General features: G+C 70.4%; 24 protein-coding genes. 8 read left to right on the top strand and 16 right to left on the bottom strand.

Annotated elements, in window-relative coordinates; all coding sequences use genetic code 11:
• Positions 1-114 precede the first annotated feature (114 nt).
• The gene (locus A3CE_RS0119410; protein ID WP_020641772.1) at positions 115-3,060 is read right to left on the bottom strand and encodes a patatin-like protein; all 2,946 of its coding nucleotides are present in this window, start codon (positions 3,058-3,060) and stop codon (positions 115-117) included.
• 104 nt (positions 3,061-3,164) lie between these two features.
• Entirely contained in the window at positions 3,165-4,151 is a 987-nt protein-coding gene (locus A3CE_RS0119415) for a zinc-dependent alcohol dehydrogenase family protein (RefSeq protein WP_020641773.1), read from the bottom strand.
• A 116-nt stretch (positions 4,152-4,267) separates the two neighbouring features.
• On the opposite strand from A3CE_RS0119415, the gene A3CE_RS0119420 reads away from it, so the two are divergent.
• Entirely contained in the window at positions 4,268-4,627 is a 360-nt protein-coding gene (locus A3CE_RS0119420; protein ID WP_020641774.1) for a winged helix-turn-helix transcriptional regulator, read from the top strand.
• Here A3CE_RS0119420 and A3CE_RS0119425 read toward each other — a convergent pair.
• Together A3CE_RS0119425 and A3CE_RS0119430 are read right to left on the bottom strand one after the other, a co-directional pair.
• Entirely contained in the window at positions 4,624-5,859 is a 1,236-nt protein-coding gene (locus tag A3CE_RS0119425) for a DUF445 domain-containing protein (protein ID WP_020641775.1), read from the bottom strand. The two genes, A3CE_RS0119420 and A3CE_RS0119425, sit on opposite strands and share 4 nt — an antisense overlap.
• A 4-nt stretch (positions 5,860-5,863) precedes the next feature.
• Positions 5,864-6,646: an Abi-alpha family protein gene (locus A3CE_RS0119430; RefSeq protein ID WP_020641776.1), complete on the bottom strand. Its 783-nt coding sequence runs from the start codon at positions 6,644-6,646 to the stop codon at positions 5,864-5,866.
• An 82-nt stretch (positions 6,647-6,728) separates the two neighbouring features.
• Here A3CE_RS0119430 and A3CE_RS0119435 point away from each other — a divergent pair, with 82 nt between their 5' ends.
• On the top strand, positions 6,729-7,550 hold the full coding sequence (locus tag A3CE_RS0119435; protein WP_043792431.1) for a maleylpyruvate isomerase family mycothiol-dependent enzyme: 822 nt from the start codon (positions 6,729-6,731) through the stop codon (positions 7,548-7,550).
• Here the strand turns inward: A3CE_RS0119435 and A3CE_RS0119440 are convergent.
• Both A3CE_RS0119440 and A3CE_RS0119445 read right to left on the bottom strand, forming a co-directional pair.
• Positions 7,540-7,965: a LapA family protein gene (locus A3CE_RS0119440; RefSeq protein WP_020641778.1), complete on the bottom strand. Its 426-nt coding sequence runs from the start codon at positions 7,963-7,965 to the stop codon at positions 7,540-7,542. The two genes, A3CE_RS0119435 and A3CE_RS0119440, sit on opposite strands and share 11 nt — an antisense overlap.
• Positions 7,966-8,011: 46 nt before the next feature.
• Positions 8,012-9,151: a dipeptidase gene (locus A3CE_RS0119445; protein WP_020641779.1), complete on the bottom strand. Its 1,140-nt coding sequence runs from the start codon at positions 9,149-9,151 to the stop codon at positions 8,012-8,014.
• A 100-nt stretch (positions 9,152-9,251) separates the two neighbouring features.
• Between A3CE_RS0119445 and A3CE_RS0119450 the strand changes: the two genes are divergently transcribed.
• Together A3CE_RS0119450 and A3CE_RS0119455 are read left to right on the top strand one after the other, a co-directional pair.
• Positions 9,252-9,710 carry a MarR family winged helix-turn-helix transcriptional regulator gene (locus A3CE_RS0119450; protein WP_020641780.1) on the top strand — a complete coding sequence of 153 codons (459 nt, stop codon included), beginning with the start codon at positions 9,252-9,254 and terminating at the stop codon, positions 9,708-9,710.
• 46 nt (positions 9,711-9,756) lie between these two features.
• Positions 9,757-10,137, top strand: a complete 381-nt coding sequence (locus A3CE_RS0119455) for a VOC family protein (RefSeq protein WP_020641781.1) — start codon at positions 9,757-9,759, stop codon at positions 10,135-10,137.
• A 57-nt stretch (positions 10,138-10,194) separates the two neighbouring features.
• Here the strand turns inward: A3CE_RS0119455 and A3CE_RS0119460 are convergent, their stop codons facing one another.
• The 7 genes from A3CE_RS0119460 to A3CE_RS0119490 all read right to left on the bottom strand — a co-directional run bounded on the left by A3CE_RS0119460 (position 10,195) and on the right by A3CE_RS0119490 (position 19,695).
• Positions 10,195-11,049: an amidohydrolase family protein gene (locus A3CE_RS0119460; RefSeq protein ID WP_020641782.1), complete on the bottom strand. Its 855-nt coding sequence runs from the start codon at positions 11,047-11,049 to the stop codon at positions 10,195-10,197.
• Complete coding sequence (locus A3CE_RS0119465) at positions 11,046-12,593, bottom strand: benzoate-CoA ligase family protein (protein ID WP_020641783.1); 1,548 nt, start codon at positions 12,591-12,593, stop codon at positions 11,046-11,048. The genes A3CE_RS0119460 and A3CE_RS0119465 overlap by 4 nt, the downstream gene beginning before the upstream one ends.
• An 8-nt stretch (positions 12,594-12,601) precedes the next feature.
• Positions 12,602-14,023, bottom strand: coding sequence for a benzoyl-CoA 2,3-epoxidase subunit BoxB (gene boxB, locus A3CE_RS0119470; protein WP_020641784.1), 1,422 nt, complete (start codon positions 14,021-14,023; stop codon positions 12,602-12,604).
• 5 nt (positions 14,024-14,028) lie between these two features.
• Positions 14,029-15,648, bottom strand: coding sequence for a 2,3-epoxybenzoyl-CoA dihydrolase (gene boxC, locus A3CE_RS0119475; RefSeq protein WP_020641785.1), 1,620 nt, complete (start codon positions 15,646-15,648; stop codon positions 14,029-14,031).
• A 32-nt stretch (positions 15,649-15,680) separates the two neighbouring features.
• The gene (locus A3CE_RS0119480) at positions 15,681-16,118 is read right to left on the bottom strand and encodes a hypothetical protein (protein WP_020641786.1); all 438 of its coding nucleotides are present in this window, start codon (positions 16,116-16,118) and stop codon (positions 15,681-15,683) included.
• Positions 16,119-16,214: 96 nt separating this feature from the next.
• Complete coding sequence (locus tag A3CE_RS0119485; RefSeq protein WP_020641787.1) at positions 16,215-17,117, bottom strand: GNAT family N-acetyltransferase; 903 nt, start codon at positions 17,115-17,117, stop codon at positions 16,215-16,217.
• A gap of 151 nt (positions 17,118-17,268) precedes the next feature.
• Positions 17,269-19,695: a beta-glucosidase H gene (locus A3CE_RS0119490; RefSeq protein WP_020641788.1), complete on the bottom strand. Its 2,427-nt coding sequence runs from the start codon at positions 19,693-19,695 to the stop codon at positions 17,269-17,271.
• Positions 19,696-19,790: 95 nt separating this feature from the next.
• Between A3CE_RS0119490 and A3CE_RS0119495 the strand changes: the two genes are divergently transcribed.
• Complete coding sequence (locus A3CE_RS0119495) at positions 19,791-20,372, top strand: TetR/AcrR family transcriptional regulator (RefSeq protein WP_020641789.1); 582 nt, start codon at positions 19,791-19,793, stop codon at positions 20,370-20,372.
• A 3-nt stretch (positions 20,373-20,375) separates the two neighbouring features.
• Here the strand turns inward: A3CE_RS0119495 and A3CE_RS0119500 are convergent, their stop codons facing one another.
• Positions 20,376-20,759: a PPOX class F420-dependent oxidoreductase gene (locus A3CE_RS0119500; RefSeq protein WP_026468659.1), complete on the bottom strand. Its 384-nt coding sequence runs from the start codon at positions 20,757-20,759 to the stop codon at positions 20,376-20,378.
• A gap of 33 nt (positions 20,760-20,792) precedes the next feature.
• Positions 20,793-21,380 (bottom strand): dihydrofolate reductase family protein, encoded by a 588-nt coding sequence (locus A3CE_RS0119505; protein ID WP_020641791.1) that lies wholly within the window; start codon positions 21,378-21,380, stop codon positions 20,793-20,795.
• An 89-nt stretch (positions 21,381-21,469) separates the two neighbouring features.
• Here A3CE_RS0119505 and A3CE_RS0119510 point away from each other — a divergent pair, with 89 nt between their 5' ends.
• On the top strand, positions 21,470-21,925 hold the full coding sequence (locus A3CE_RS0119510; protein WP_020641792.1) for a winged helix-turn-helix transcriptional regulator: 456 nt from the start codon (positions 21,470-21,472) through the stop codon (positions 21,923-21,925).
• Between the two features lie 131 nt (positions 21,926-22,056).
• Here the strand turns inward: A3CE_RS0119510 and A3CE_RS0119515 are convergent, their stop codons facing one another.
• Positions 22,057-22,503, bottom strand: coding sequence for a MarR family winged helix-turn-helix transcriptional regulator (locus tag A3CE_RS0119515; protein WP_020641793.1), 447 nt, complete (start codon positions 22,501-22,503; stop codon positions 22,057-22,059).
• A 37-nt stretch (positions 22,504-22,540) separates the two neighbouring features.
• On the opposite strand from A3CE_RS0119515, the gene A3CE_RS51330 reads away from it, so the two are divergent.
• Together A3CE_RS51330 and A3CE_RS0119525 are read left to right on the top strand one after the other, a co-directional pair.
• Positions 22,541-23,257, top strand: coding sequence for a DUF1579 family protein (locus tag A3CE_RS51330; protein WP_020641794.1), 717 nt, complete (start codon positions 22,541-22,543; stop codon positions 23,255-23,257).
• Positions 23,258-23,364: 107 nt separating this feature from the next.
• Positions 23,365-25,257: an ABC transporter ATP-binding protein gene (locus A3CE_RS0119525; RefSeq protein ID WP_051183924.1), complete on the top strand. Its 1,893-nt coding sequence runs from the start codon at positions 23,365-23,367 to the stop codon at positions 25,255-25,257.
• Positions 25,258-25,263: the final 6 nt, after the last annotated feature.

Here is a 25,263-nt window from a genome sequence, read left to right on the forward strand (position 1 = left end):
ACATGTTTGACGCGGATGGTGCATGGGCACACGCGCCCAGGGCGCGTGCTCGTGGCGCACGTCCTCCCCGCACGATGAACCCAAACCGGACTGATCGCAAGGCGACGGGCCGGATCAGGCGCCGCGGCGGTGCCGGATCCGCCGCCAGATCCCGCTCACCGGCATCACGACCGCGGGCAGGATCAGCAGTCCGGAGACCACCAGCCACCACACGGCGCCTTCGCCGCGCCGCCAGCCCGCCACCACGCTGCCGAGCCAGCCGAAGAACGGCTGGGCCAGCGGGGGCAGGAACGCCGCCGACAGCAGCGCCGCGACGACGACGACGCCGAGCACGGCGAACAGCTTCCGCGCGGTCCGGCCCGTCGTGAGCAGGGCCGTCGCCAGGTAGACGACCGCGCCCGCGAGGACCGGCAGGCCGACCCACTGCAGCACCGAGCCGCCGTTGCTGCCGAGCACCAGCCCGGCCAGCAGGGCCAGCACGCCGGCCGCGAGCGAGCCCGCCGTGCCGAGCCGGGACGCGCCTTGGGAAACCTTCGCCGTGCTCCTGGCGACGGTCCGCAGCATGCCCGCGACCGTCTGCGGCCAGCCGCCGGGCAACTGGAACGCGACCGTCCCGGCGTTGACCGTCGCGGCGCCGAGCGCGACCAGGGTCCGGGTCAGCCGCGCGGTGCCCTGCTCGCCGGCGAGCTTCTCCGCCGAGACGCGGCAGGCCTGGAACTGGGCCTGCGCGGTCCCGACGTCGGCACGGGGCAGGTCCTCCTTCAGCGCGTCCTCGATGCCACGGCGGTCGTCGGCGTCGTAGCGCGACGCGAGCGTGACGACCGGCAGTTCCTCCGCGGCGATCTCGGCCTGGCGCGCGCGGGCCAGCACCATGGCCGTCACCGGCATGCTGAGTGGCCGGCCGGGTTCGAACTCGACCGGCTGGAGGTCGGCGTCGAGCCCGAGGAACGCCAGTTCGGCGGTCAGCTGGTCGCGCAGCTCGGCCGTCTCGGCCGGGGTGCACCGGTCCCGTTCGTCCGGCTTGCGCCAGAGCGGGCCGAACGCGGCGACGAGCTCGTCGCGGAACCGGTCCCGCCCGACGATCTCCCGCAGCGTCTCCAGGCGGACCGGGTCGAGCAGGCACTGCGCCAGCCAGCCCGCGCCGTCCACGCGGCCCCACATCCAGTCACTGGCCCGCCACGACGCCTTGTAGAAGGCGCCGAAATAGCTCGCCTGCATCCCGGTCAGCTTGTCCCACGACCGGCGCCGCGTCATGTCCAGCAGCGTCCGCGAATCGGCGCTGACCTGCACCAAGTCGACCCGCTGGTCGACCGAAGGCGCCTGCGCGAGCAGCCCGCGCGTCGCCACGTGCAGCGTCACCAGCCGGGCCTGGACGACGTCGTCGGCCGCGGCGTCCGGGCCCAGCGCCAGCCAGTTCAGCAGCGTGGTCACCGTGCCGGCGTCGTCTTCGGCGGCCAGTGCCTGCAGTGTCGGCGCCGCCGCACGCAGGCCCGCGATCACCATCGGCCACGCCTCGGCGACCGCCGCCGACTGACCAAGGCCCGCCCATTCCTCGGCGAGCTCACGGATCCAGGCTTCGAGGGTGCTGCTCGCGCCGGGCCCGGCGTGCGCGGCGACCCACTGCGCGAGCCGCACGCCGCGCCCGGCGGTCCGGCGCGCCACGTGCAGCTGGGCGCGCGCGTCGTTGAGCTCCTTCGCGCGGGTGGCGTCCGGCCGGAGCCGGAACCCGGCGTTGATCAGCTGCAGGCCGGTCGCGACGGCGTCGTCGAGCGCGGTCGTCCGGTAACCGACCAGCTCGGGCACCGTCAGGGCGGCGGGCGGCGGCCCGGCCGGGACGCCGCTGCTCAGCCCGGTCACGGCGATCGCGCGCAGCTGCCGCGACATCCCGGACGCCCACTCGCGGTCCGGAGTGTCCGCATCGGACAGTGCGTACCGGCGCGCGGCGACCCGGACGAGCTCGGCGGCGTCCTCGGCGGTCCGCCGCTCGAGGTAGGCGGCGGCGATCCGCTCGTCCACCAGGCATTCCGGCCCGCCGCGCAGCCCGAGCGCAGCCAGCGAGACCCGCGTGTCCCGGGCGCGGAGCACGGCGTCGTTGTGCCGGGTCAGGTCGTCCAGCTCGGCGCTGATCGACTGGCTCATCACGGTGTTGACGACCTTGGCCATCGCGTTCGACAGCAGCGGCGGGTTCGCCGCGTCGCAGCCGACGGCGTCGGTCTCGCGCTCGCCGGTCGGCACGACGTAGAGCAGCAGCCGCCGGACGTCCGCGTGCGACGGGCGCTCGAAGATCTCGCGCAGCGCCGGCCGCAGCGGCTTGTTCAGCAGCACGCCACCGTCGGTCAACCAGTGCGACCGCGTCAGCTCGGTGTACGGCGTCATGTCGGGGTGCAGCCGGTCGGTGCCGTCGGCGCCGACCGGCATCCGGGACAGCTCGAACGCGCCGGGGAACGACGCGGTGGAGCGGGCCGCCAGCGCGAGCGGCCCCTCCACCCCGTTCGTCCACAGTGGACCGCAGAACCGGAAGAGCATCCGGTGTTCGGTGTCGCGCACCAGGTTCCCGAGCGCGTCGTCGAACCGGGTGGTCTCGCCGTCGATCATCGTGCCGGTGAGCAGCACGGTGATGTCGGGCTCCTCGGCGGGCGGAGTGCCCTTGCCGGTGATGTCCCGCAGGGCCATCTCGACGTCGCCGAGCAGCACGCGGTCCCCGTCGAGCACCGACCGCGGCCGGCCCTCGCGGGCATCCCGGATCAGGTTCTCCAGCGAGCCGACGGTGATCCAGGTGTCCCGCAGAACCTGCGGCGTGGAGCCGAACGCCTCGGCCAGGCCCAGGCAGGCGGCGTTGATCCCGCCGGCACTGGTGCCGGTCAGGACGTCGACCGAAACGGTCGCGCGCAGCACGTCGAGGAGCTTCCGGTACAGCCCGGGCTCGGCGTCACCCCGCGACTCCCGCAGCAATTGCGACGTCTCGGTGGCGACCCCGCCCATCCAGATGGCCAGGCTGGCGCCCCCGACCATGGTCACGGCCAGGCGGATCTCCTGCTGCCAAGGTTCAGTTTCGGCCATGGGGCACCCCTGCCGGCTAGTCGTCCTGACGGACAGTAGAGGCCGGAAGTGAGCACGGGGATACGTCCGGGTGTACGGCCGTTCGGGTGGACTTGCTCGCCCGCTCAGCCCCCCACGGTGACCACCACCTTGCCGAACTGGCCGTTGGCCTCGAGGTGGCGGTGCGCCTCGGCGACGGCGGTGAGGTCGAACGTCCGGTCCACCCGCGGCCGGAACGTCCCGGCCCGGACGCCGGCGCGGACGAAGTGCTCCGCGCGGGCGAGGCGGCCGGGGTCCAGGGTCAGGTCGAACGCGTTGAACAGCCGCATCGTCGGCACGAACCACAGCGGGAAGGGTGTTTCCTTCGTGTCGAGCGCGCCGTAGACGACGAGCGTCCCGCCCTTCGCCGTGGCCGCGGCCAGCTTGCGGACCCCCTCGCCGGCGACGGCGTCGAAGACGAACTCCGCGCCCCTCTCGCCGGTTATCTCGAGCGTGCGTCCGGTGATGTCCTCGTCGTCGGTGACGATCACGTGCGCGGCGCCCGCGTCGAGGAGCCGCTGCTTCTTCGCGGCCGTGCGCGTCGCGGCGATCGGGATGGCGCCGATGTGGTTGGCGACGTCGATCGTCGCCAGCCCGACACTGCTCGACGCGGCCGTGATCAGCACGAAGTCTCCCGGCCGTACACGTCCTTCGTCGACGAGCGCGCCGTACGCGGTGAGGAACGGCCCCCACAGCGCCACGGTTTCGACGGCGTCGAGCCCTTCGGGACGCCGGAGCACGGCGGACGCGGGCACGATCGCCGCCTCGCCGTAAACGCCGTAGTCCCGCATCGAGAAGCCCGCGACTGTGCTGACCTCGTCGCCGACCTCGAAGGCGGTGACGCCGTCGCCGAGCGCTTCGACGATCCCGGACGCGGAGTAGCCGAGCTTCGCCGGGAACTCGTCGGCGCGTTCGAAGTAAAGGCCGGCGCGGAACATCGCCTCGGCACGGTTGAGCCCGATCGCCTCGACCCGCAGCCGCAGCTCACCAGGGCCCGGCTCGCCGAGCTCGACGTCCACGAGCTCCAGCACTTCCGGTCCGCCTTCGCCCGCGAACCGCACTGTCTTGGTCATTCCTGGTTCCTTTCGCCGAGCTTGCCGGAATCGATCGTGCCCCGGGGGCGTTCCCGCAGGAAGACGGCACTTTTCTGATACGACGGCACACGACTGTTACGAACGAGGTCACGACGATGGACAGCGGCGAAGTTCCTCCGGCGGAGATGTGCTCCCTGCGCGAGGTGCTGGATCTGGTGGGCGACAAATGGGCGATCCGGGTCCTGGTCCTGCTCGGCGACGGACCCCGGCGGTTCAGCGAACTGGAGCGCGCACTCGCCGGCGTCTCCCGGCGGATGCTGTCGCTGACGCTGCGCGGCCTGGAACGCAACGGGCTGGTGACGCGGACGGTTTACCCGGAGGTCCCGCCCCGGGTCGAGTACACGATGACGCCGCACGCGATCGAGCTGGACGAGCCGCTGCACGCGTTGTCGGCATGGGCGGCGAAGCACCGGGCGAAGGTCGCCGAGGCGCGGCGGGCGTTCGACGTCGCCTAAACGGCCAGGTGCTCCAGGATCAGGACCTGCGCCTCACCGACCGCGAAGCCGAGCACCGCGCCCGTCGCGATCAGGATCCACTCGTCCTGCTCGAAGGCCGGCCGCAAGAGGCGCTCGAACTCGTGCGGGGACAACTGCTTCATCTTCGACACCAGCACGTTCCGGATGTCCATCGCGTCCGTCGCGTAATCCTCGATGTAGCGCATCGTCTCCGGCAGCCGCGACATGATCTGGGACGCGATCGCCAGCTTCATGTCCTGGTACTTCCGGCTGCCCACCGCGAACACCAGCAACGGCTTCGCGACACTTCCCAGCTCCCGGTCGAGCTGGCGCTGGATCAGCGCCAGCACCCGGTCCGACAGCGGCCCGTGGAGGATCGCCTCGATGACGTTGCGCGGCGTGATGATCTCCTGCGCGATCAGCGAACCGTACGCCTCCGCGACCTCCGCGCGCCGCTTCAGGAACAGCCCTTGCCACTGGACACCGAAATAGCGGCGTGGCTCGATCGGGTAGAAGATCATCCGCAGCGCAAGCCAGTCGGTGAACCAGCCGGTGAACAGGCCGAACACCGGCATGATCGGCGGGAACTCGAACAGGATCCACGCCACCATCTGGATGACGCCGATCGCGCCGCCGAACACCAGGCCGGAGCGGGCGATGAACTTGAACTCCTTCGCGCCCGCCTCCTGGAAGATCCGGTTGAGCAGCCGCTTGTCCTTGACCAGGCTGGTGACCACCATGCCCTTCAGGTCGAACACACTGTCCACATCGGACTTGATCAGGTCGAGCACGGCGGCGACCATCCGCGGCGACTCGTGCTGGACGCGCTCGATCACCAGCCGCTGCACCCGCACCGGCAGCGAATCCCACAGTCCCGGCTGGTAGTGGGCCGCCACTTCGCGGACGATGTCCTCGACGCCCGCCAGCAGCGGTTTCTCGATCTCCTGGGCGATCCGGGCGGCGTCGAGCCGGGCGATGACCTCGGCCGGCTTGATGAGCTGCTCGGTCATCGTGTCGCAGGCGATGCTCGCCATCCGCGCGGCGCGCTTGGGCACGATGCCCTGCCAGCCGAGGAAGGGCTTGAGGCCGATGAACTCCACCGGCTGGAACATCATCCGGATCGCGACGAGCTTCGTGCCGTAGCCGATCAGCGCGGCCACGACCGGGATCGAGACGTAGAGGGGCCAGTGCTGCCCGAAGTCGGCGAGGATGCCGCCAAGGAAGGCCCCCATCGCGCTAGCCGAAGCTCGGGTCGCAGGCCTGCCAGAACTGCGCCCCCAGGCGCGAGATGTGGATCGTCCGCCGGACGAACTTCGCGCGCTTGACGTGCTTCTCGGCGTCGCGGACGGTCTCGTCGGTCAGCAGGATTTCGTACTGCGTCTCCAGCGTCGGTACCTCTTCGTCGAGGTTGACGAGGCCGAGCCCAATCAGCCGGGTGACGTAGCCGGGCACCTGGTCGGGCAGCGACACCCCGGCCGCCTTGCCGACCGTGGACGCGTTGCGCAGCACGACCCGGCCGTTGCCGCCGAGGCCCGTCCGCTCGACGACGTCGATCGCGGGGAACGGCGAGCCGTCGGACAGCGCGGACAGGATGCGGGCCTCGTCCGGCGTCAGCTGGCGCAGGATGATCGCGTAGAAGTACTCGCGGGCCCGGTCGCGCCCGAAGCCGATGGAGTGATTGAGCAGCTCGGCCATCGCGGCGCGCAGCGGCTCGCCGTGGTTGTCCCGCGCCGGCACCAGCGTGACGGTGGCTTCGACCGCGGTGGGCCGGTTCATCGCCGACGCCGCGGTGAGCGCCGCGTGGTACGGGTCGTCGACCTCGTCGAGCCGGCGGCGCAGCTCGGTCAGCAGCTGACGTTCCACCTCCCGCACCCCGCGTTCGGCGGTCTCCACGCCGGGGAGCTTGCGGCCGAGCGCGAACCCGGTGCGCGCGGCCCAGCCTGCCAGCTGACCGGCGCGGCGGGCCAGGTCGGCCACGTCGTCGGCGGCACCCCGGCCGTTCGGTCGCTCTGCGTTCACAGGCCTGCTCCCCTCTGCTTACGCGGTGATGCTACCTGCGGGTAGGCCGAATAGAGGTGTGACTACCGGCATGATGACGGTCATGAGTCCGACGCGCTGGGGCCCGCCGATCGACGTCCTCCCGTACTTCTCCAAAGAAGAGCAAGCGCTGATGACGCTGCTCAGCGCGCTGACCGTCGAGGACTGGACGCGGCCGACGAAGTGCGTCGGCTGGTCGGTCAAGGACGTCGCCGCCCACCTGCTGGGTGACAAGGTCGGTCGGCTGTCTCGCGGCCGGGACGGGCACGCGCCCGAGGGCCCCCGGCCGGGTGAGCCGTTCCCCCGGTTCATCGACCGGCTCAACGAGGAGTGGGTCGTCGCCTGCCGCCGTCTCTCGACGGACGTCCTGCTCACCATGCTGTACGAGTTCATGGGCCAGACGACCGAGTACTGGGCGCAGCTCGACCTCGACGTCCTCGGCGAGCCGGTGACGTGGGCCGGCGGCGAGCCCGCGCCGCGCTGGCTGGACGCGGCCCGTGACTACTCGGAGTTCTGGGTCCACCACGTGCAGATCCGCGAGGCGCTGGAGCACACGCCGCTGGAACCCGAGTACGCCGAGCCGATCGCCGACACCTTCGTGCGGGCACTGCCCCACACCCTGCGTGACGTCGACGCCCGCGTCGGCAAGCAGGTCGGCTACGCGGTGACCGGCCAGGGCAAATGGTACGCGCGCCGCGAGCGCGACGGCTGGGTGCTGGACCGCGGCGCGCCGCCGTCACGCACCCCGCTGGCCTCCGTGACGACAGACCTGGACACGTTCTGGCGGCTCTGCACCCGCAACGGCGCCGCGCTCGACCGCGTCCGGACGGCCGGTGACGAAAACGTTTGCGCGCTGCTGCTCGGGATGACCTCGATCATCGCCTGACGCGGCGCGCCTGCTTCCGCAGCTGCAGGATCCGGGCCCCGCCGATCAGTGCCACCAGCGCGGCTCCGCCGATGGCGGAGAACAGCATGGCGATGGCCAGCGGCAGGCTGCCTTCGGCACCGAAGAACCGCACAGTCGCCGGGTCGAGGTTCTGCAGGATGAAGATCAGCAGCACGACCAGCACGAGCAGGCCGGCGATCACCGCCACCCACGTGCCGCTGATCCGCGTCGGACGGGCCTTGCCCGAGGTTTCTTTTCGGGCCGGCGCCGTCGTCGTCTCCTCCGGGCCCGGGCGAACGTCGCCGGCACGCAGCTCGGCGGGTTCCAGGGCACCTTCGGGCACGCCGGTGCCGGGCAGGTCGTGGTTGGTCGGACCGGTGGGGCGGTCGGCCGCGCCCCCGCGCGCGTGCGTCATGTTCCCAGTGTCCGTCCCGCGCCCGGGGAGCGCCGCCTCAAACCCCCTAACGGGCGAAACCGTCGACCTCCCGCAGGACGCGAAGCGTGTTCTTCCCGGCCAGTTTCGCGCAGTCGTCCTCACTCCACCCGCGCTCGAGCAGCGCGGCGAACAACACCGGGTACTTGGACGTGTCCTCCAGCCCCTCCGGCAGCGAGCCGACGCCGTCGTAGTCGCCGCCGAGGCCGATGTGGTCGATCCCGGCGACCTCGCGGGCGTGCTCGATGTGCGCGACGACGTCCTCGACCCCGGCCTTCGGCTTGACCGGCCCGTCCCACTCCTTGAGAAACTGCCCGCGCTGGGTGAAGTTCCGGTGGTCCCGGCCGGCGTCCGCCATGGCCGCCTTGAGCTGCTCTTCCCAGGCCGCGACCTTCGGCGAGATGAACGCCGGGACGAAGGTGATCATCGCGACGCCGCCGTTGCCGGGCAGCTTGGCCAGGACGTCGTCGGGGATGTTGCGCGGGTGGTCGTTCACCGCGACGCAGGAAGAGTGACTGAAGATCACCGGCGCCGAGCTGACCTCGATCGCCGCCCGCATCGTCGACGGCGCGACGTGGGACAGGTCGACCATCATCCCGATCTTGTTCATCTCGCGCACGACCTCGCGGCCGAATTCGGTGAGCCCGCCGTGGGCGGGTTCGTCGGTGCCCGAGTCGGCCCAGGTGGTGTTGGAGTTGTGGGTGAGCGTCATGTAGCGGACGCCGACGCGGCGCAGGATCCGCAGCACGCCGAGCGACTCGGCGATGCTGTGCCCGCCTTCGGCACCGATCAGCGACGCGATCCGCCCGTCGGCGAACGCGGCCTCGGCCTCGTCCGCGGTGGTCACGAGCCGGAGCCGGTCGGGGTAGCGCTCGGCGAGCTGGTGGACGACCTCGATCTGCTCCAGCACAGCGGTCACAGCGCTGTCGCCCTCGAACTCGCACGGCACGTACACCGACCAGAACTGCATGCCGAGCTTGCCGTCGGCGAGCTTCGGGAAGTCGGTGTGCAGGGCGGGCTGCCGGACGGTCAGGTCGAGCGACGCGGCCGCCTCGACGGGGTTCGGGCCACCGTGCTGGCGCAGCTCCCACGGCAGGTCGTTGTGCCCGTCGGCGAGGATGACCCCGTCCAGTAATCGGGTAGCACGCTGTAGTGCCTCGTTAGTCATCGGCCGATCGTAGGGACGACCGATATACGCTCCGTACAAACAGGCCTGTCCTCTTGCGGGAAAGATATATTCCCGCAAAGCTTTACGGTAAGGTGGCGTCGTGACACCCGATCCCAACACCGACGACGACGAGATCGTCACCTGGTGGGGCCTGGTCATCGAGGGTTACCTGGCCACCCAGGACAAGCTGATGGGCGAGATCGCCGACCGGTTCGGCCTCGCGCCCGCGTCGTTCGACATCCTGCTGCGGCTGGTGCGCTCGCCCGAGCACCGGATGCCGATGACGCGCCTGGCCACGGAAGCGGCGCTGTCCAGCGGCGGCTTCACGAAGGTGGCGGACCGCCTGGTGGCGGCGGACCTGATCTGCCGCGTCCCGAGCCCCGACGACCGCCGCGTCACGTTCGCGTCCCTGACCGACCACGGCCTCGAGGTGGCGAACAAGGCCCGCGCGGCGGCGGCCGGCATCCTGCGCCGCATCGTCTTGACTCCGCTGGGTGACGACGCGGCAGCACTCGCCGAAGCGATGCGGACACTCCGCGCGTTCAACGCCGACCGTTGAAAAACCGAGGTCACGGACGTGCGCGAGAAGGCGCACGATGAGATCCATGCTGACCGAATCGACCATCACGACGATGCTCCCGGTGACCGACAGCGAACGCGCCGGCCACTTCTACTCGGACGCCCTCGGCCTCAAGCAGACAGCGAAGGGTGAAGACGGAACCCTCTACTTCGCGGCGGCCGGCGGCGCGATCGGCCTCCGCCCGATGCCGGACGGCACGCAGAGCGAGAACACGGCGCTGAGCTTCGAAGTCGGCGATCTGCCTGCCGAAGTCAGAGCCCTGGAGGACCGCGGCGTGCACTTCCAGGACTTCGAGATGGAAGGCCTGAAGACGGTCGACCACATCGCACAGCTGGGCAACGAGCGGGCGGCGTGGTTCAACGACTCCGAAGGCAACGTGCTCTGCCTGCACGAGGTCATGGGCTGACCCGCTGGGGGCGCGGGGGTGCCGGCCCGGTTTACCGGCACCCCCGCGTGCGCACGGCTAGGCCAGTGACGGCATCAGCTTGATCGCGTTCCCCGACAGCACTCCGCTCAGCACGTCCTCCGGCAGCTCCAGCCCGGCCAGTGTCCGGACGTTCCCGGCCACCGAAGGCACCCCGGGCCAGTCGGTCCCGAAGACGAACTTCCCGGCCAGCCGAGGGAAGTCGAACCGCCGGTAGTACTCCGGCAGCTTCTTCGGCGGCAGCCCGGCGAGGTCCAGCCACACGTTGTCCCGCGCCAACGCCAGGAACGCCGCCACGTCGTACCACCACCCGCGGCCGCCGTGGGCGAAGACGAACTGCAGCGACGGGAAGTCCTCGACCACATCGGACAGCAGCTCGGGGTTGCCGAAACTGGTGCGAGAGCCGGGAAAGCTGGACGTTCCGGAATGGAGGATCACCGGCACCCCGCGCTCGAGGCACAGCTGGTAGACCGGGTACAGCTCCTTGTCCGCCGGCGAGAACGCGCCGTGCACCGGGTGGATCTTCAACGCCACCGCGCCCAGGTCCAGCTGCCGCGCGACCTCGGCCGCGGCCGGGTGGTGCAGGTACGGGTTGACGTTCGCCACGAGCCGGAACCGCTCCGGATTGTGCGAAACCAGCGGCAGGTTGTCCTCGATCGGCTGAATTCCGGTCGCCCGGGGGCTGTATTCGCAGAACAGCAGCACCCGGTCGACCCCTTCGGCCTCCATCAGCTCGTCCATCGCCGCGGGGATCACCTCCCCCGAAGCGGAGTACACCGAACGCCACGGGCACGACCCCGCGAAGTCGTGCGCCCACTGCAGCCAGGCGGGTTTGAGCGTCGGCAGCCGCGGCGCGTGGACGTGCGCGTCGACCACGAACCGGCCGTCGATCATGGGTGCGGAGCCACCACCCGCAGCGCGTCGCGGACCTGCTCGCGGATCACGTTCCGCCGGATCTTGCCGGTCGCCGTCTTCGGCAGTTCGGCCAGTTCGACCACGCCACGCGGGCGTTTGAACGCCGCGAGTCCTTCGCGGCAGAACTCGATCAGCTCGGCCGGGTCCACCGCGAAGCCGGGCGCGGCCACCACGCACGCCACGGGCTTGTCGAGCCCGTCGGCGTCCGGCGCGGCGACGACCGCGACCTCCGCCACCGCCGGGTGCTGCCGCAGCCGTTCCTCCACTTCGGACGGTGAGACCCAGATCCCACCCGCCTTCAGCATGTCCCCGAACCGGCCGAGACAGCTGTAGGTGCCGTCGTCGTTGCGCACGTAACTGTCGCCGGTCCGCAGCCATTCGCCCTGGAAGACGAGTTTCGTCGCGTCGTAACGGGCCCAGTAGCCGGTCGCCGTCGACGGCCCGGCCACGAACAGCTCGCCGGGCTGCCCGGCGACTTCGATCACCGCACCCGCCTCGTCGCGGAGCTGGACGTCGTACCCGGGCACCGGGACGCCGGTGCTGCCCGGCCGCACCCGGCCGGGCCGGTTCGACAGGAAGATGTGCAGGGCCTCGGTGGACCCGATGCCGTCGAGGATCTCCAGCCCGAACCGGGCACGGAACCGTTCCAACAGCGACGCCGGCAACGGCTCGCCGGCCGAAACCGCGTACCGCACCGAGGAAAACGAGTCGTCCGGGACGTCGCTGGCGAGCAGCGCCGCGTAGAACGTCGGCACGGCGAAGAACAACGACGGCTGCTCTTCGCGAGCGCGTCGCGCGAACAACGCGGGCGTCGGCCGCGACGGCTCCAGCAGGGTCGTGCCGCCCGCGCCGAGCGGGAAGAAACAGGAATTGCCCAGCCCGTAAGCGAAGAAGAGCTTCGGCACCGAAAGGAAACGGTCCGCGGGCGAGGCCGCCAGCACGTCGCGGGCGTACGTCTCGCAGACCGCGCGGATGCTCGCGTGGCGGTGCATCGCGCCCTTCGGCTGTCCTGTCGTCCCCGACGTGTACAGCCACAACGCCGGCGAATCCTCCCAGGTCCGTCCACTTCGGAGTGATCCGTCCAAAGAGGTCCAGTCGTGGGTGCGGACGTCGAACCCGGCCGCGTCGGCGCGGTCGAGCACGACGTCGGTGACCTCGAGGGCGAGCCCGAGCGCGGTCACCGCCTGCTCGGCGAACTCCCCGGACACGCAGAGCACCCGCGCCCGCGAGTCGGCGAGCATCTGGCCCAGCTCCAGCCCGGTGACCATGGTCGAGACCGGCACGGCGACCGCGCCGGCCAGCATCGCGCCGAGGATGCCGGTGAGCAGCTCGACGTCGTCGACCATGCAGAACATGACACGCTCTTCGGGCCGCACACCGAGTCCGGCCAGGCCGCCGGCGACCCGGCGGGACTCCCGCGCCAGCTCGGCGTAGGTGAGCGAACGGCGGGGCGAGACGACCGCGGTCGCGTCCGGATGCCCGGCCGAGAGCAGGTACTCCGCGGCGTTGAACGCTGTCGGCACCAGTCCTCCTACGTGAGGTACACGTACTCGTAGTCGAAGGGCTTCCCGTTGATGCCCTGCCGCGGCGGCGCGACCCAGCTCGCGATCTTCCCCCGCTCGTACACCGGGTGCATCAGCGAACGGACGAACGTGAGGTCCTCGGTCGTGGGCAGCCACTTGCGTTTGCCGGCTTCCCAGGTCGTCTCGTCGACGATGGTGCCGTCGGGAGTGACGTGGTGGCCGGAGTTTATGCCCACTTCGCGGTTGAAGCCAGGGTGCGGCAACCGGAACGTGAAGTCGATGCCGGCGTCGGAGAGGATCTTGTTCCAGCGTTTCACACCGGTTTGGCAGTCGGCCACGTACTCGCTGCGCAGGTCGAGGTTGAGCAGCAGGATCGCCTGCAGTTCCTCGGTCGTCCACGTACCGTCGCCGTTCGGCCGCTCGATGGTGCGGGCGTCCCCGGTGAGCTTGTGGTCGTCCTTGCGGCGGGTCTCCTGCCAGCGGCCCTTGAGCCCGGCGGTGTAGTAGTTCGCCGCGTTCGTCGACGTCTCGCTGCCGAACAGGTCGAGCGACACGGTGTAGTGGAAGTTGATGTACTTCTGGATGACGTCCAGCGGGATGCCGCCGTGCGGGCCGATGTCGAGCGTGTCGTGCTCGCGGATCAGCTCGGCGCTGCGGATCACCACGCGGTCGACGCCGGTGGTGCCGACCATCATGTGGTGCGCTTCTTCTTTGAGCATGAACTCGCAGGTGCGCGAGAGCGGGTCGAAGGAGCTCTCCTTGAGCGTGCCGAGCTGGTACTTCCCGTCGCGGTCGGTGAAGTAGGTGAACATGTAGAAGGCCAGCCAGTCGGCGGTCTCCTCGTTGAACGCGCCGAGGATGCGCGGCGCGTCCGGGCTCCCGGAGTTGCGCAGCAGCAGCCCTTCGGCCTCGTCACGGCCTTCGCGGCCGAAGTAGGCGTGCAGCAGGTACACCATCGCCCACAGGTGACGGCCTTCTTCGACGTTGACCTGGAACAGGTTGCGCAGGTCGTACAGGCTCGGCGCGGTGAGCCCGAGGAGCTTCTGCTGTTCGACCGACGCCGGTTCGGTGTCGCCCTGGATGACGATCAGCCGCTGCAGGTCGGCGCGGTACTCGCCGGGCACCTGCTGCCAGACCGGCTCGCCCTGGTGCTCGCCGAAGGCGATCCGCCGGTCGGGGTCGCGCTCGGCGAGGAAGATGCCCCAGCGGTAGTCGGGCACGTTGACGTGGTCGAAGTGCGCCCAGCCCTCGCGGCCGACGCTGACCGCGGTGCGCAGGTAGACGCCCTGCGTCTCCAGCGTCGGGCCCATCTCGCCCCACCAGTGCATGAACTTCGGCTGCCAGCCCTCCAGCGCGCGCTGCAGCCGCCGGTCCTCGGAGAGGTTGACGTTGTTGGGGATCTTGGCGTCGTAGTCGATCTTCTCGGGCATCTGCGCTAGACCCGCTTCCTGTCGAAGACGGCCTTCTGACCGGTACCGTAGCGGCGCAGCGCGCCCTCCGGCCCGGACGCGTTCGGCCGGGTGAAAATCCAGTTCTGCCAAGCCGCCAGCCGGCCGAAGATCTTGGTCTCGATGGTCTCTGGACCGACGAACCGGTGGTTGGCCTCCATGCCGGTGAGCGCGTCCGGGGACAGCGACGCGCGGCCTTCGAGGGCGATCCGGATCTCGTCCTCCCAGTCGAGGTCGTCCGGCGCGTCGGTGACCAGGCCGAGTTCGAGGGCTTCGGACGCGCTGAGGTTCCGGTCCTTCTCGCGCGCGAGCCAGGCGAGGTGGTCGTCGTCGCCGTAGAACCGCGCCTGCAGGCGGGTCAGGCCGTTGCCCATCGGGAACGCGCCGAAGTTGGCTTCACTGAGCCTGATCGTGGCGCGGTCTTCGGAATCTTCGTCGTCGATCGGCGGGCCGTCCAGGATGTACTGCCGGTCGGCGGCCAGCGCGATCTCCAGCAGCGCGCCGGTGAAGCAGCTGCCCGGTTCGATGAGCGCGATCAGGCTGCGGCTGGTGACGTCGAGGCGTTTGAGCGTGCGCTTGAAGTAGTGCGTGATCTCGTTGGCCAGCCAGTCCTTCCCGCCGAGGACGGCCTGCTCGTGCGCTTCGACCTTCGCGGGGTCGCCCTGGGTCCGCAGGATCCACGTGCCCGCTTCGACCTCGTTGGTGCGCAGCCGCAGGATGGCGTCGTCGAGCTCGCGGGTCATGGCGAGGAACCAGCCACCCGCGCCCTCTTCGTGCAAGTCGCCGGGGTCGTTCTCGGGTCCCTTGATGGTGATGGTGGCCTGGTCACGGGCCACCTCGACGTCGACATGGCGATGTTCCAGCGGGGTCAGCTCGATGCCGCCCTCGCCGGTCCGGCCGGACTCGCGCGCGATCTCCCGTGCCCGCTTCGCCACGGCCTCGCGGAACCCCTGACGCGGCACCAGTTCGTCGACCAGCCGCCAGTCGACCGCGGTCTTGCCCTTGACGCCGTCCGGGCGCGTCGCGAAGACGTCGGCGAGGTCCCTGCGCACGCGCCGTTTGTCGACGACCCGGGTGAGGCCGCCGGTGCCGGGCAGCACGCCGAGCAGCGGCACCTCGGGCAGCGCGACGGTCGAGGAGTTGTCGTCGATCAGCAGGATCTTCTCGCAGGCCAGCGCGATCTCGTAGCCGCCGCCGGCGCAGGTGCCGTTCACCGCGGCCACGTACGTCTGGCCGGAGTGCTCGGTGGCGTCCTCCATGCCGTTGCGGGTCTCGTTGGTGAACTTGCAGAAGTTCACCTTCCAGTGGTGCTCGGACGCGGCGAGCATGCGGATGTTCGCGCCCGCGCAGAACACCTTGTCCTTCGCGCTGGTCACGACGACCACGCGGACCCCGGGGTGCTCGAACCGCAGGCGCTGGGTGGCGTCGTAGAGCTCGATGTCGACCCCGAGGTCGTAGGAGTTGAGCTTGAGCTCGTAGCCCGGGACCAGCCCACCCTGCTCGTCGACGTCCAGTTCGAGCCAGGCCACCTCCCCGTCGATCTGGAGGCGCCAATGGCGGTACTCGTCCGGACGGCGGTCGAAGGTCACCGGTGTGGTGGTGGTCACTCTCCCGATTGTCTACATGAGTCAGACGGACGTCAATGTTGTGTAGAAACTTGATCTCCCGAGGTCACCCGGTTGACGGTCGCCCACGCCCACGTCAGGAACACCCAGAGCGCCAACCCCGCGGCGGCGTCGGTGAAGATCGTCGCGAAGAAGAACGCCGGAATCCGCGGAACGCCGGTCAGGAAGTGACCGAGGGTGATCATCCCGGCCAGCGAATAGACCAAGAGGAACGCGAACGCCTTCGGGTAGCGGCCTTGCCGGTACGCGCGGTAGCCGAACCAGCCGAACGTCGTGAAGAGCACCCAGCCGAAGGCGACGACGATCCCCGCGCCAAGCGTGGGGACACCCGGCAACTGCGGGTAGTCGGCGACGCTGACGGCGTTGTGTGCGTAGTGGATTGTCGTGCTGACCAGCGAGAAGCCGAGGATGACACGAAGCGGCGCCAGTCCCCTGTCCTGAAGAACGTCCATCACAACCCCCGGATTTGATAGATCGCTCTAGCGAGCCTACCGCCCGTAGCTTTCACGTGAAAGTGCCGCGGTGGCACTTTCACGTGAAAGCGGCGCTCAGACGAGGTCGATGCGGTGCTGGGCCACCGGGTAACCCGCCTTCGCGAAGGCCTTCGCCATCGGGACGTTGCCGACGTCGGTACCCGCGACGATCCGGTCCGCGCCGTAGGAGACGAGGTCGTGCGTCGCCTCGACGAGCAGGTCGTAGGCGTAGCCGTGACCGCGGTGCTCCGGCACCACAGCGATGTAGCCGACCACCGGGTCGTAGACGTTGCGGCTCGGCATCGTGAGGCCGGCGAGCTCGCCTTCGCGCGTGTACGCCAGCCGCCACCAGTCCCGCGGCCCTGGCATCCACCGCATGATGTCGAGGTCTTCGCGCGCCGCCGCGTCGAGGCCGTGCTCCTCGACGGTCTTCCGCACGTGCGCGTCGAGACTGCCGACGTGCACCCGCTTGAAGACGTCGAGGATGACGTCGTCGTCGGGCTCCGGCCGGAACTCGAGCCTGCCCGGCTTCTCCGGCAGGCCGTTTTCCGGGGTCCAGCGGAAGCGGTAGCGCTCGACGAGCTTGCGGAAGCCCGCCTTCTCGGCCGCCTCGACGCGGCCGTTCACTTCGTGCGCGACTTCCGGATCGTCCTGCCACCCCGGCGGGGTGGTCAGCGAGTACTCCGCGCGCAGCGGCGCCGTCTTCAGCAGGTGGACACCCGCGTCGAAGTCGGTGAAGTCGAACCAGTCCAGCGCGATCGGGGTTTCTTCGCCGGGCTTGGCCCACCAGGCGGCGCGGGCCACGACGACGTCGTCACGCAGCGCGACCCACGTCCACTCGGGCCGGTATTCGCCCTTTTTCGCCATCTCGGTGAAGTCGTCGCCGAGCAGCGTGCGGCCGACGAGACCGCGGTCGGGCAGGGAGGTGAACAGTGCTTCTTCGCCCGCTTCGAGCGGGCGCACGACCAGTTCGGTCATGGAAATCCTTCCGGGAGCGCGCTCCCGGTCAGACAGCCGGCACCCTCGCGGCGGGGTGGGAGCGCGTGATCGATGGCGTGATCATCGGTCCCACCTCCTTTCGCCTGGTCGAGGGTGCGTGCGCGATCCTAGGCGAGCCACCCCCCGGTGATCAACGGATTTTCTGCAGCACCACTCGCGTGCTGAGCCGCGGATCGGCGTAGGAGTGCGACGCCTCCAGGACGTACTCGCCCGCGATGTGCTGCCAGCCGTCGCGCCAGGCTTCGGCCGACCTCGGCGTGATGACGATGTCGGCCTCGACGGACTGGCCGGGCCGGGCTTCGACGCTCGCGAACCCGGCGAGCCAGCGGTGCGGCCGGTCGCCGCGTTCGGTCGGGGCCAGGTAGAGCTGGACGACTTCGCGTCCCGTCCGCCGCCCGGTGTTGCGTACGCGAACCCGGACACGGACCCCGCCTTCGTCGTCCGGGTAGGCGTCGAGTTCTTCGTACACCCAGGTCGTGTAGCCCTGTCCGTGGCCGAACCAGTAGGCGGGCTGCCGGTCGGTGCGGGCCCAGGCGCTGTAGCCGATGTAGACGCCTTCGTCGTATTCGAGCGCGCCTTCTTCGGGCGTCACGTTGGTGACCGGCGCGTCTTCGAGCTTCGCCGGCCACGTCGTCGGCAGGCGGCCGCCGGGTTCTTCGCGGCCGAAGAGGACGTCGGCGAGCGCGTCACCGCCGGCCTGGCCGGGGAACCAGGTCAGGAGCACGGCGGCGACGTCGTCCCGCCACGGCATCTCCACCGGGGAACCGGCGTTGACCACCACGACGGTGTTCCGGTTGGCTTCGGCGACCCGCGCAACGAGTTCGTCCTGCCGTCCGGGCAAGGCGAGCGAAGTCCGGTCGAAGCCCTCGCTCTCGACCTCGGCGGTCGTGCCGACCACGACGACGGCGACTTCCGACTTTCCGGCCAGGGCAACGGCTTCCTCGATCGCGGCGTCCGGGTCGAGCACCGGGCCGCGGTGCCCGAGCGCGAAGGTGACCCAGGCGAAGGTGCCCCGCGCGAACTCCGCCATCTCCGACGGGATCCAGTAGGTCAGGCTGACGTCCACCGGCTCACCCGCGGTCAGCTCGATCTCCCGCCGCTGTTCGTGCACCTGCATGATGGACGTGAAGATGTCCCCGCCCTCCGGCAGGTTCACGCCGTCGAAGAGGGTCTGGCCGGCCACGGTGAGGCGGAGGTCGCCGGGGCCGGTGACGCCGAAGGTGTGCGTGCCGCTCTGCTCCGGCAGGAAGGTGGCGGCGATCTCGACCGACGCGAGCGTCCCGATGTCGAGCCCGGCCGGCAGTTCGCCGATCCAGTCGATCCTGGCTTTCCGCAAGGGAAATTCAGCCAATCGGGTGCCGTCGGCGGCACGGGCCGTCGCGCGGAGCCGGAAATTGTCGGTGGCCGACGGTAGCGTCGTTCGCGGATCGGCACCGGGGGCGTACGTGAGCTCGGTGCCCGGGGGAACGGCCGCTTTCAGGCCGTCGAGAGGGGAGACGACGTGATCGGGGAACACGGTGGCACTGCCACCACCGAGGATCTTCGGGTCCGCGGCCAGCGCGCCGATGAGCGCGACGCTCTGCGGCTCGCGCAGCGGCAGCAGGCCGGTTTCGTTGCTGAGCAGGACGAAAGACCGGTGCGCGACCTCGCGGGCGAGCGCGTCACCGTCCACATCGGACTGAACAGGTACCGGGGTGCCGCCGAGCGCGCCGGTCCGACGGGCGAGCAGGAGCACCCGGCGGACCATGGCGTCGACCACGTCGGGGTGCACCTCGCCGCCGCGCACGGCTTCGGCGAGCCGTTCGCCGAACACCGTGCGGGGGCCGGGCATCGCGACGTCAAGCCCGCCGTTGGCGGAGGCGACGGTGTCGCGCGCGGCCAGCCAGTCGGAGACGACGAAGCCGTCGAAGCCCCATTCGCCGCGCAGCACGCCGTTGAGCAGCTCGGCGTGCTGGGTCATCGTGACACCGCCGACGCTGTTGTAGGCGGCCATGATCCCCCACGGCTTGGCCCGCCGGACGATGAGTTCGAACGGCGCGAGGTAGAGCTCGCGCAGCGCGCGTTCGCTGACGCGGACGTCGACGGTGAAGCGTTCGGTCTCGAAGTCGTTGGCGACGAAGTGCTTGACCGTGACGGCGACCCCGCCGTCCTGCACGCCGGTGACGTAGCCGGCGCCGATCATCCCGGTGAGGAGCGGATCTTCGGAGTAGCACTCGAAGTGCCGGCCGCCCAGCGGCGAACGCTGGAGGTTGACCGTGGGCGCGAGCAGCACGTGCACGCCCTTGCGCCGGGCCTCCTGCGCGAGCAGGCGGCCGACGCGCACGGCCAGCCGCGTGTCCCAGCTCGCGGCGAGTGCCGTCGGGCTGGGCAGGGTCACGGAGGGGTCGTCCGGGCTCCACCGCACCCCGCGGACGCCGACCGGGCCGTCGGAAAGCACGAGGGAGGCGAGGCCGATCCGGGGCAGTGCGGGCAGGGACCAGACGTCCTGCCCGGCGAGCAGGCTCGCCTTGGCGTCCAGGTCGAGCTCGGCCAGCAGCGCGTCGACGTCGAAGCTCATGCGGGTCCTCCGGGGTCGGTCCTGCCGTCACCCTACCTGGCGGTGAGTAGTGAACGTTATAGTTCCGTGACGACTTCTCCCGTAGGCTCGGGATCATGAGCCGGGCCAGGGGCACCGACCGACGGGCGAGCATCGTGCGTGCGGCGTTCGAGGTGATCGCCGAACGCGGCTACCGCGGCACGTCGCTGGCGGCCGTGGCCGACCGCGTCGGGCTGACGCAGCAGGGGTTGATGCACTACTTCCCGACCAAGGAAGACCTGCTGACGGCCGTGCTGGAGGCCCGGGACGAGTGGGACCTACTGCACTTCGGCCACGCCCCGCCGGGCGAAGAGTCGGCGATGACGGTGAACCAGCTGGCCGAACTCGTCGACTACAACGCGACCCGGCCGGGGATCGTCCAGACGTACACGGTGCTTGCGGCGGACAGCGTCACGGATGACCACCCGGCGCGCAAGTACTTCCACGACCGCTACACCCGGGTCCGGGCGGGCATGGCCGAGATGCTCGAACGCCACCGCGACGAGCTCCCGCCCGGCACCACCCCGGAACAGCTGGCCCCGATCGCGATCGCCGTCCTCGACGGCCTGCAGCTGCAGTGGCTCCTCGACCCGGCGGAGGTCGACATGCCCGCCGGGTTCCGCACCTTCCTGACCCTGCTGGGGATCAAGCCGGACTGAAGATCAGCGCATGCCCACGCTCTGCCGCTCGGGTTCGATGAGCGCGACGACCCGCTGCTGCTCGCGCGAATAGGGACCGCCGATGTACTTGGCCGCGATCCGGTCGACGATCTCCCAGGCGGCGTCGCCCTCGATCCACTCGACGACCCGGCCGCGGATGATCACCGGCTCGAACGGATTGTCCACCGGGGTCAGGGAGAGCGCGACGCGCGGGTCGCGGCGCAGGTTGCGGGCCTTCCGCGAGTCCGGGCCGGTGAGGATGGCGATGCGGTCGCCTTCCGGGTCGACCCAGACCGGCACGGTGTGGGGAGCGCCGTCGGGCAGGACGGTGGCGAGGTGGCCGATCGCGGTGGTGGCGAGGATGCGGCGGACGTCGGCGTCGAGCATGGTGGTCATCTCCTTGGTGAGGGTGGCTGCTTTTCAGGCGACTGCGTAGTGGAGGTGGGTGACACCGGGAGCGGGAACGGCCTCGACGAGCTGGAGCCGCACCTGGCCGGGCAGCTCCTGGAAGAAGGACCGGCCGCCGCCGAGCAGCACCGGCACCTGGTGGAGGACGATTTCGTCGACGAGCCCCGCCTGCAGCGCCGAGGCCAGCACGCCGCCACCCATGAGACCGACGTCCTTGCCACCGGCGGCCTCCCGGGCCGCCGCGATCGCGTCCTCGACGGTGCCGGCGAGGGTTTGCCGCTCGGTCAGCTCCGGCGCCGGCCGGTGGCTGACGAGGAAGAGCGGGGCGTCCGGGTGCGGGCTGCCGCCGCCGAAGTGGTCGGAGTCCTCGTAGGTGTTGCGACCCGCCACGATCGCACCCACCCGCCCGGCGAGGCTGTCGAAGACGCGGGCGCTCGGCGCGCTGAGCTTGAAGAAGTCGAACACCCGGCTCGGAGTGTCTCCGTCGGAGTACCAGTCGAAGAGCATCCCGCCGTCGCCGAGCCCCTGCCCGGGACGGGCGCCGCGGCCGGCGATGTACCCGTCGACCGACACGGCGTGGGCGCTGAAGACCTTGCTCATCGCGACATCCCTTCTGGGTTCCTTCAGGAGACTCCAGAACCGTAGCAGTCCAAGTTCCCTAAGGGAACCCCGAGTGCTAAACTGGCTTCATGCAGCGCACGAACTTCAGCGACCTGGCCGCATGCTCGATCGCGCGCACACTCGATGTCATCGGGGAACCCTGGTCACCGCTGATCCTCCGGGACATCTGGGCGGGCTTCAGCCGGTTCGAGCAGATCCAGGCGGACCTGGGCATCTCGCGCAAGGTGCTCACCGAGCGGCTCAACCACTTGGTGGCGGAGGAGGTCATCGAGCGCCGCCCGTACGACCGCCGGCCGCGCTACGAGTACGTCCTGACGGAGAAGGGCACCGAGCTGGTGGACATGCTGATGGTGATGACCCGCTGGGGCGACAAGTGGCTGGCGGGCAAGGCAGGCCCCCCGGTGCTCTACCGCCACGAGGCATGCGGCGAAATCACCACGGTCGACCTACGCTGCACCCACTGCGGCAACCCGATGCACGCAGGAGACGTCGAGCTGCTGGCCGGCCCGGGCGCAACCAGATAGTCGCGCCCCCGCCCAAGCCGCCCGCGCTGCGCGACAAGGATGCCGTGAACGACTCGTTCATGACGTCCGACGACAGGAAAGAGTCGTTCACGACGTCGCGGACCGCGGTTCCAGAGCCCGTGTGGACGACCTCATGACAGCCGCGGCTGGGCCGCCACTTCCCGCAGCCGCCGCAATGTGCGCAGTGTCGTCTCCAAGTCCTCCTGCGACACCTCCGCCGCCACGCCCTCCGCCCAGTCGACCTGCGCCGCGTCCAGCTCCCGCATCGCCACACGCGCCCGTCGCGTCAGCGACAACAACGGGGCCCGGGCGTCGGCCGGGTTCGGCAACCGGTCGAGCATTCCGTTGCGCAGCAAGCGGTTCACCGTCTCCTGCACGCTCTGCCTGCGCAACCCCCGCCGCCGCGCCACCTCCGCCGCCGTTGCCGGGCCGTCCTCGAGGAAGCCGAGCACTTGCCACTGCGCCGCCGTCAGCCCGACCGGCTGCGTCAGCGCGTCGCCTGCCGCGAGGAAGCCTCCGTTGCAGGCGAAGACCGCGTCGATCACCCGGGTGAACGTCTCGGCTCGAGGGGACCGCATGCGTGCTAGTCTCGCACATCGGCAGGCACCTGTCGAAATGGAGACGATCATGGACATGCCCGGCCTCGGCCCCGCGCACGACGCCCTCAAAGCCTTCGTCGGCGACTGGACCGGCACCGAAGAACTCGCGGCCTCGCCGTGGGCGCCGGCTTCGACCGCGCGCGGCGACTGCGAATACCGCTTGGCGCTCAACGGTTTCGCCCTGATCCAGCAGTACCGCCAGCGCCGCGCGGACGGATCGGAGTTCCTGGGCCACAACGTCTTCACCGCCGATCCGCGCACCGGCGAAACGCTCTGGTACGGCTTCGACAGCTACGGCTTCCCGCCCGAGTCACCCGCGCGCGGCACCTGGTCCGGCGCGACGCTGACCCTGGAGAAACAGACCGCCCGCGGCGTGGCCCGGCACCGGCTCACGCCGGACGGCGGCGCCCTGACCCACGAAATCGACGTCAAGCTGGGCGAAGACAGCGATTTCAGCCCATTCCTGCGGGCGCGGTACACCCGGAAAACGGGTAGAGGAAACGGGCGACGCCCCTCCCCCCTTTGCACGAGGACGTCACCCGTTTCCGGTCCCTGCCAACCACATCCGCGGACCTGCCACTCCGGGCGGCCGCGCGTCGGGCATACCAGAAAACAATTATTATTATTTGCCCTTGCCTTGTTTCTGGCTCTGTCACGAGTGTGTCCCCGATGCCGCCGGAGGCCCAGGGAAATCGATTACTTTCACCCGAACGGCCGAGCCGCCACCCGGTGAGCGGTCAACGCCGCTGAAAACTGTCGGACCCCCGGAGTACAGATGAAGAGGTGACCGGACCCGCCGAAACCACCACCGACCCGCCCCCGCTGATCGGGGTCGAAAACATGAAGATGCCCGAGTGGGCCCGCGTCGACGAACGAGTCGCCCAGGCCGGCTTCGGGCAAGCCGTGCGTGCGCTGCCGTCCGCCATCGCGGTCGTGCTGCGGCTCGCGTGGCGCACGTCGCCGCGGCTGACCCTGCTGGCCGCCGTCGTGCACGTCGTCTCCGGCTGCGTCACGGCGTTCGGGCTGCTCGCCACCGCGAACGTCTTCACCGCGCTGCTCGAACAGGGCCCGACCCCGGACCGGGTGCTGCAGTCGCTGCCGGCGATCGCGGTCGTCATGGGGTCGTACGCCGCGCGGGCGTTGCTCGACGCGGCCGTCGCCGCCGTCGAAGGCGCACTGCGGCCGCGTGTCACAGCGGCGGCGGATGACGCGGTGACGGCGGCGGTCGTGCGCGTCGGGCTGATCGCGTTCGAAGACGCGGACTTCCGGGAACTCGCCCGCCAGGGCGCGCGGTACGGCGTGCACGCCATCGAGACCAGCCTGCGCCGGGTGGCGGACCTGACGTCGTCGGCGATCTCGCTCGCGGCGGCGATGATCACGGCCGGCCTGCTCAACCCGTGGCTCGCGCCGGTCCTGCTGCTCGCCGCCGCGGCCGACGGCTGGGCCGCCGCCCGCGTGGCGAAGCTGAACTACCGGCATTTCCTCGACACCGTCGGGCGGAACATCCGCAAGTCGATCGTCGAGGAGGTCGCCACCTGGCGCTCGATGGCCCTCGAACGGCACGCGCTGACGCTGCAGGAACCGCTGCTCGGCGAGTACCGGCGCATCTCCTCGAGCCTCACCCGGGAGGAGGTCCGGCTGGCGCACCGCAGCAACCTGGTCCGCGCCACCGGGCGGGCGGCGGCCGGCTTCGGCACGGCCGTCGCGTACCTGGTACTCGGCTGGCTGCTCTACACCGGCGCGATGGAGCTGGCCCTGGCCGGCACGGCGGTCCTGGCGATGCGCACGGCGTCGACGGCGCTGTCCAACACCATGCGCGCGGTCAACTCGCTGTACGAGGACTCGTTCTACATCGGCTTCTACAACCAGCTGCTCGTGGAGTCGATCAAGCTGCAACCACCGCCGACGGCGGTGACCGCGCCCGCCAATCCCGCCGAGATCCGGCTGGATGGCGTCACGTTCACCTACCCGGGCCAGGAAAACCCCGCGCTGCGGGACGTCTCGCTGACGATCCGGCGCGGCGAGGTGGTCGCGCTCGTCGGCGAGAACGGCTCGGGCAAGACCACCCTCGGCAAGCTGCTCACCGGGCTCTACCCACCGGACGAGGGCACGGTCCGCTGGGACGACGTCGACCTCGCGCGGGCCGACCCGGCGTCGGTGCACGCGAACATCGCGGTGATCGCGCAGGAGCCCGCGGAGTGGCCGATGACCGCGGCGAACAACGTCACGGTGGGGCGCCTCGGCCGGCCGGACCCGGATCGGCGGGCGTGGCGCGAAGCGATCGACTACTCGGGCGCGGACGAGGTGATCGCCTCCTTGCCCGCCAAGGAGAACACGGTCCTGTCGAAGAAGTTCGACGAGGGCCACGACCTGTCCGGCGGCCAGTGGCAGCGCATGGGCATCGCCCGCGGCATCTACCGCGACGCCTCGGTGCTGGTGGCCGACGAACCGACGGCGGCGCTCGACGCCCGCGCCGAGGCCCGGGTGTTCGCCGGGCTCCAGCACGCGAGCACGTCGGGCCGCGGCCGCCGCACGACCGTGCTGGTGACGCACCGGCTGGCCAACATCCGGTCGGCGGACCGGATCCTGGTCCTGGAGAAGGGGAGGCTGATCGAAGAAGGCACCCACGACGAGCTGATCCGCGCGGGCGGGGTCTACCACGAGCTGTACGAGATCCAGGCCCGCGCCTACCGGAACGAACCGGCCGAAGTGGCGGACCGGGAACCGCCGTGATGTCCT

Source organism: Amycolatopsis balhimycina FH 1894, from assembly GCF_000384295.1.
Classification (GTDB): domain Bacteria; phylum Actinomycetota; class Actinomycetes; order Mycobacteriales; family Pseudonocardiaceae; genus Amycolatopsis; species Amycolatopsis balhimycina.

Excerpts from the sequence above, each read along its gene's own strand:
- A3CE_RS0119410 (WP_020641772.1), bottom strand. The coding sequence starts at position 3,060 with ATGGCCGAAACTGAACCTTGGCAGCAGGAGATCCGCCTGGCCGTGACC.
- A3CE_RS0119415 (WP_020641773.1), bottom strand. The coding sequence starts at position 4,151 with ATGACCAAGACAGTGCGGTTCGCGGGCGAAGGCGGACCGGAAGTGCTG.
- A3CE_RS0119420 (WP_020641774.1), top strand. The coding sequence starts at position 4,268 with ATGGACAGCGGCGAAGTTCCTCCGGCGGAGATGTGCTCCCTGCGCGAG.
- A3CE_RS0119425 (WP_020641775.1), bottom strand. The coding sequence starts at position 5,859 with ATGGGGGCCTTCCTTGGCGGCATCCTCGCCGACTTCGGGCAGCACTGG.
- A3CE_RS0119435 (WP_043792431.1), top strand. The coding sequence starts at position 6,729 with ATGAGTCCGACGCGCTGGGGCCCGCCGATCGACGTCCTCCCGTACTTC.
- A3CE_RS0119440 (WP_020641778.1), bottom strand. The coding sequence starts at position 7,965 with ATGACGCACGCGCGCGGGGGCGCGGCCGACCGCCCCACCGGTCCGACC.
- A3CE_RS0119445 (WP_020641779.1), bottom strand. The coding sequence starts at position 9,151 with ATGACTAACGAGGCACTACAGCGTGCTACCCGATTACTGGACGGGGTC.
- A3CE_RS0119455 (WP_020641781.1), top strand. The coding sequence starts at position 9,757 with ATGCTGACCGAATCGACCATCACGACGATGCTCCCGGTGACCGACAGC.
- A3CE_RS0119460 (WP_020641782.1), bottom strand. The coding sequence starts at position 11,049 with ATGATCGACGGCCGGTTCGTGGTCGACGCGCACGTCCACGCGCCGCGG.
- boxB (WP_020641784.1), bottom strand. The coding sequence starts at position 14,023 with ATGCCCGAGAAGATCGACTACGACGCCAAGATCCCCAACAACGTCAAC.
- A3CE_RS0119480 (WP_020641786.1), bottom strand. The coding sequence starts at position 16,118 with ATGGACGTTCTTCAGGACAGGGGACTGGCGCCGCTTCGTGTCATCCTC.
- A3CE_RS0119485 (WP_020641787.1), bottom strand. The coding sequence starts at position 17,117 with ATGACCGAACTGGTCGTGCGCCCGCTCGAAGCGGGCGAAGAAGCACTG.
- A3CE_RS0119490 (WP_020641788.1), bottom strand. The coding sequence starts at position 19,695 with ATGAGCTTCGACGTCGACGCGCTGCTGGCCGAGCTCGACCTGGACGCC.
- A3CE_RS0119495 (WP_020641789.1), top strand. The coding sequence starts at position 19,791 with ATGAGCCGGGCCAGGGGCACCGACCGACGGGCGAGCATCGTGCGTGCG.
- A3CE_RS0119500 (WP_026468659.1), bottom strand. The coding sequence starts at position 20,759 with ATGCTCGACGCCGACGTCCGCCGCATCCTCGCCACCACCGCGATCGGC.
- A3CE_RS0119505 (WP_020641791.1), bottom strand. The coding sequence starts at position 21,380 with ATGAGCAAGGTCTTCAGCGCCCACGCCGTGTCGGTCGACGGGTACATC.
- A3CE_RS0119510 (WP_020641792.1), top strand. The coding sequence starts at position 21,470 with ATGCAGCGCACGAACTTCAGCGACCTGGCCGCATGCTCGATCGCGCGC.
- A3CE_RS0119515 (WP_020641793.1), bottom strand. The coding sequence starts at position 22,503 with ATGCGGTCCCCTCGAGCCGAGACGTTCACCCGGGTGATCGACGCGGTC.
- A3CE_RS51330 (WP_020641794.1), top strand. The coding sequence starts at position 22,541 with ATGGAGACGATCATGGACATGCCCGGCCTCGGCCCCGCGCACGACGCC.
- A3CE_RS0119525 (WP_051183924.1), top strand. The coding sequence starts at position 23,365 with ATGAAGATGCCCGAGTGGGCCCGCGTCGACGAACGAGTCGCCCAGGCC.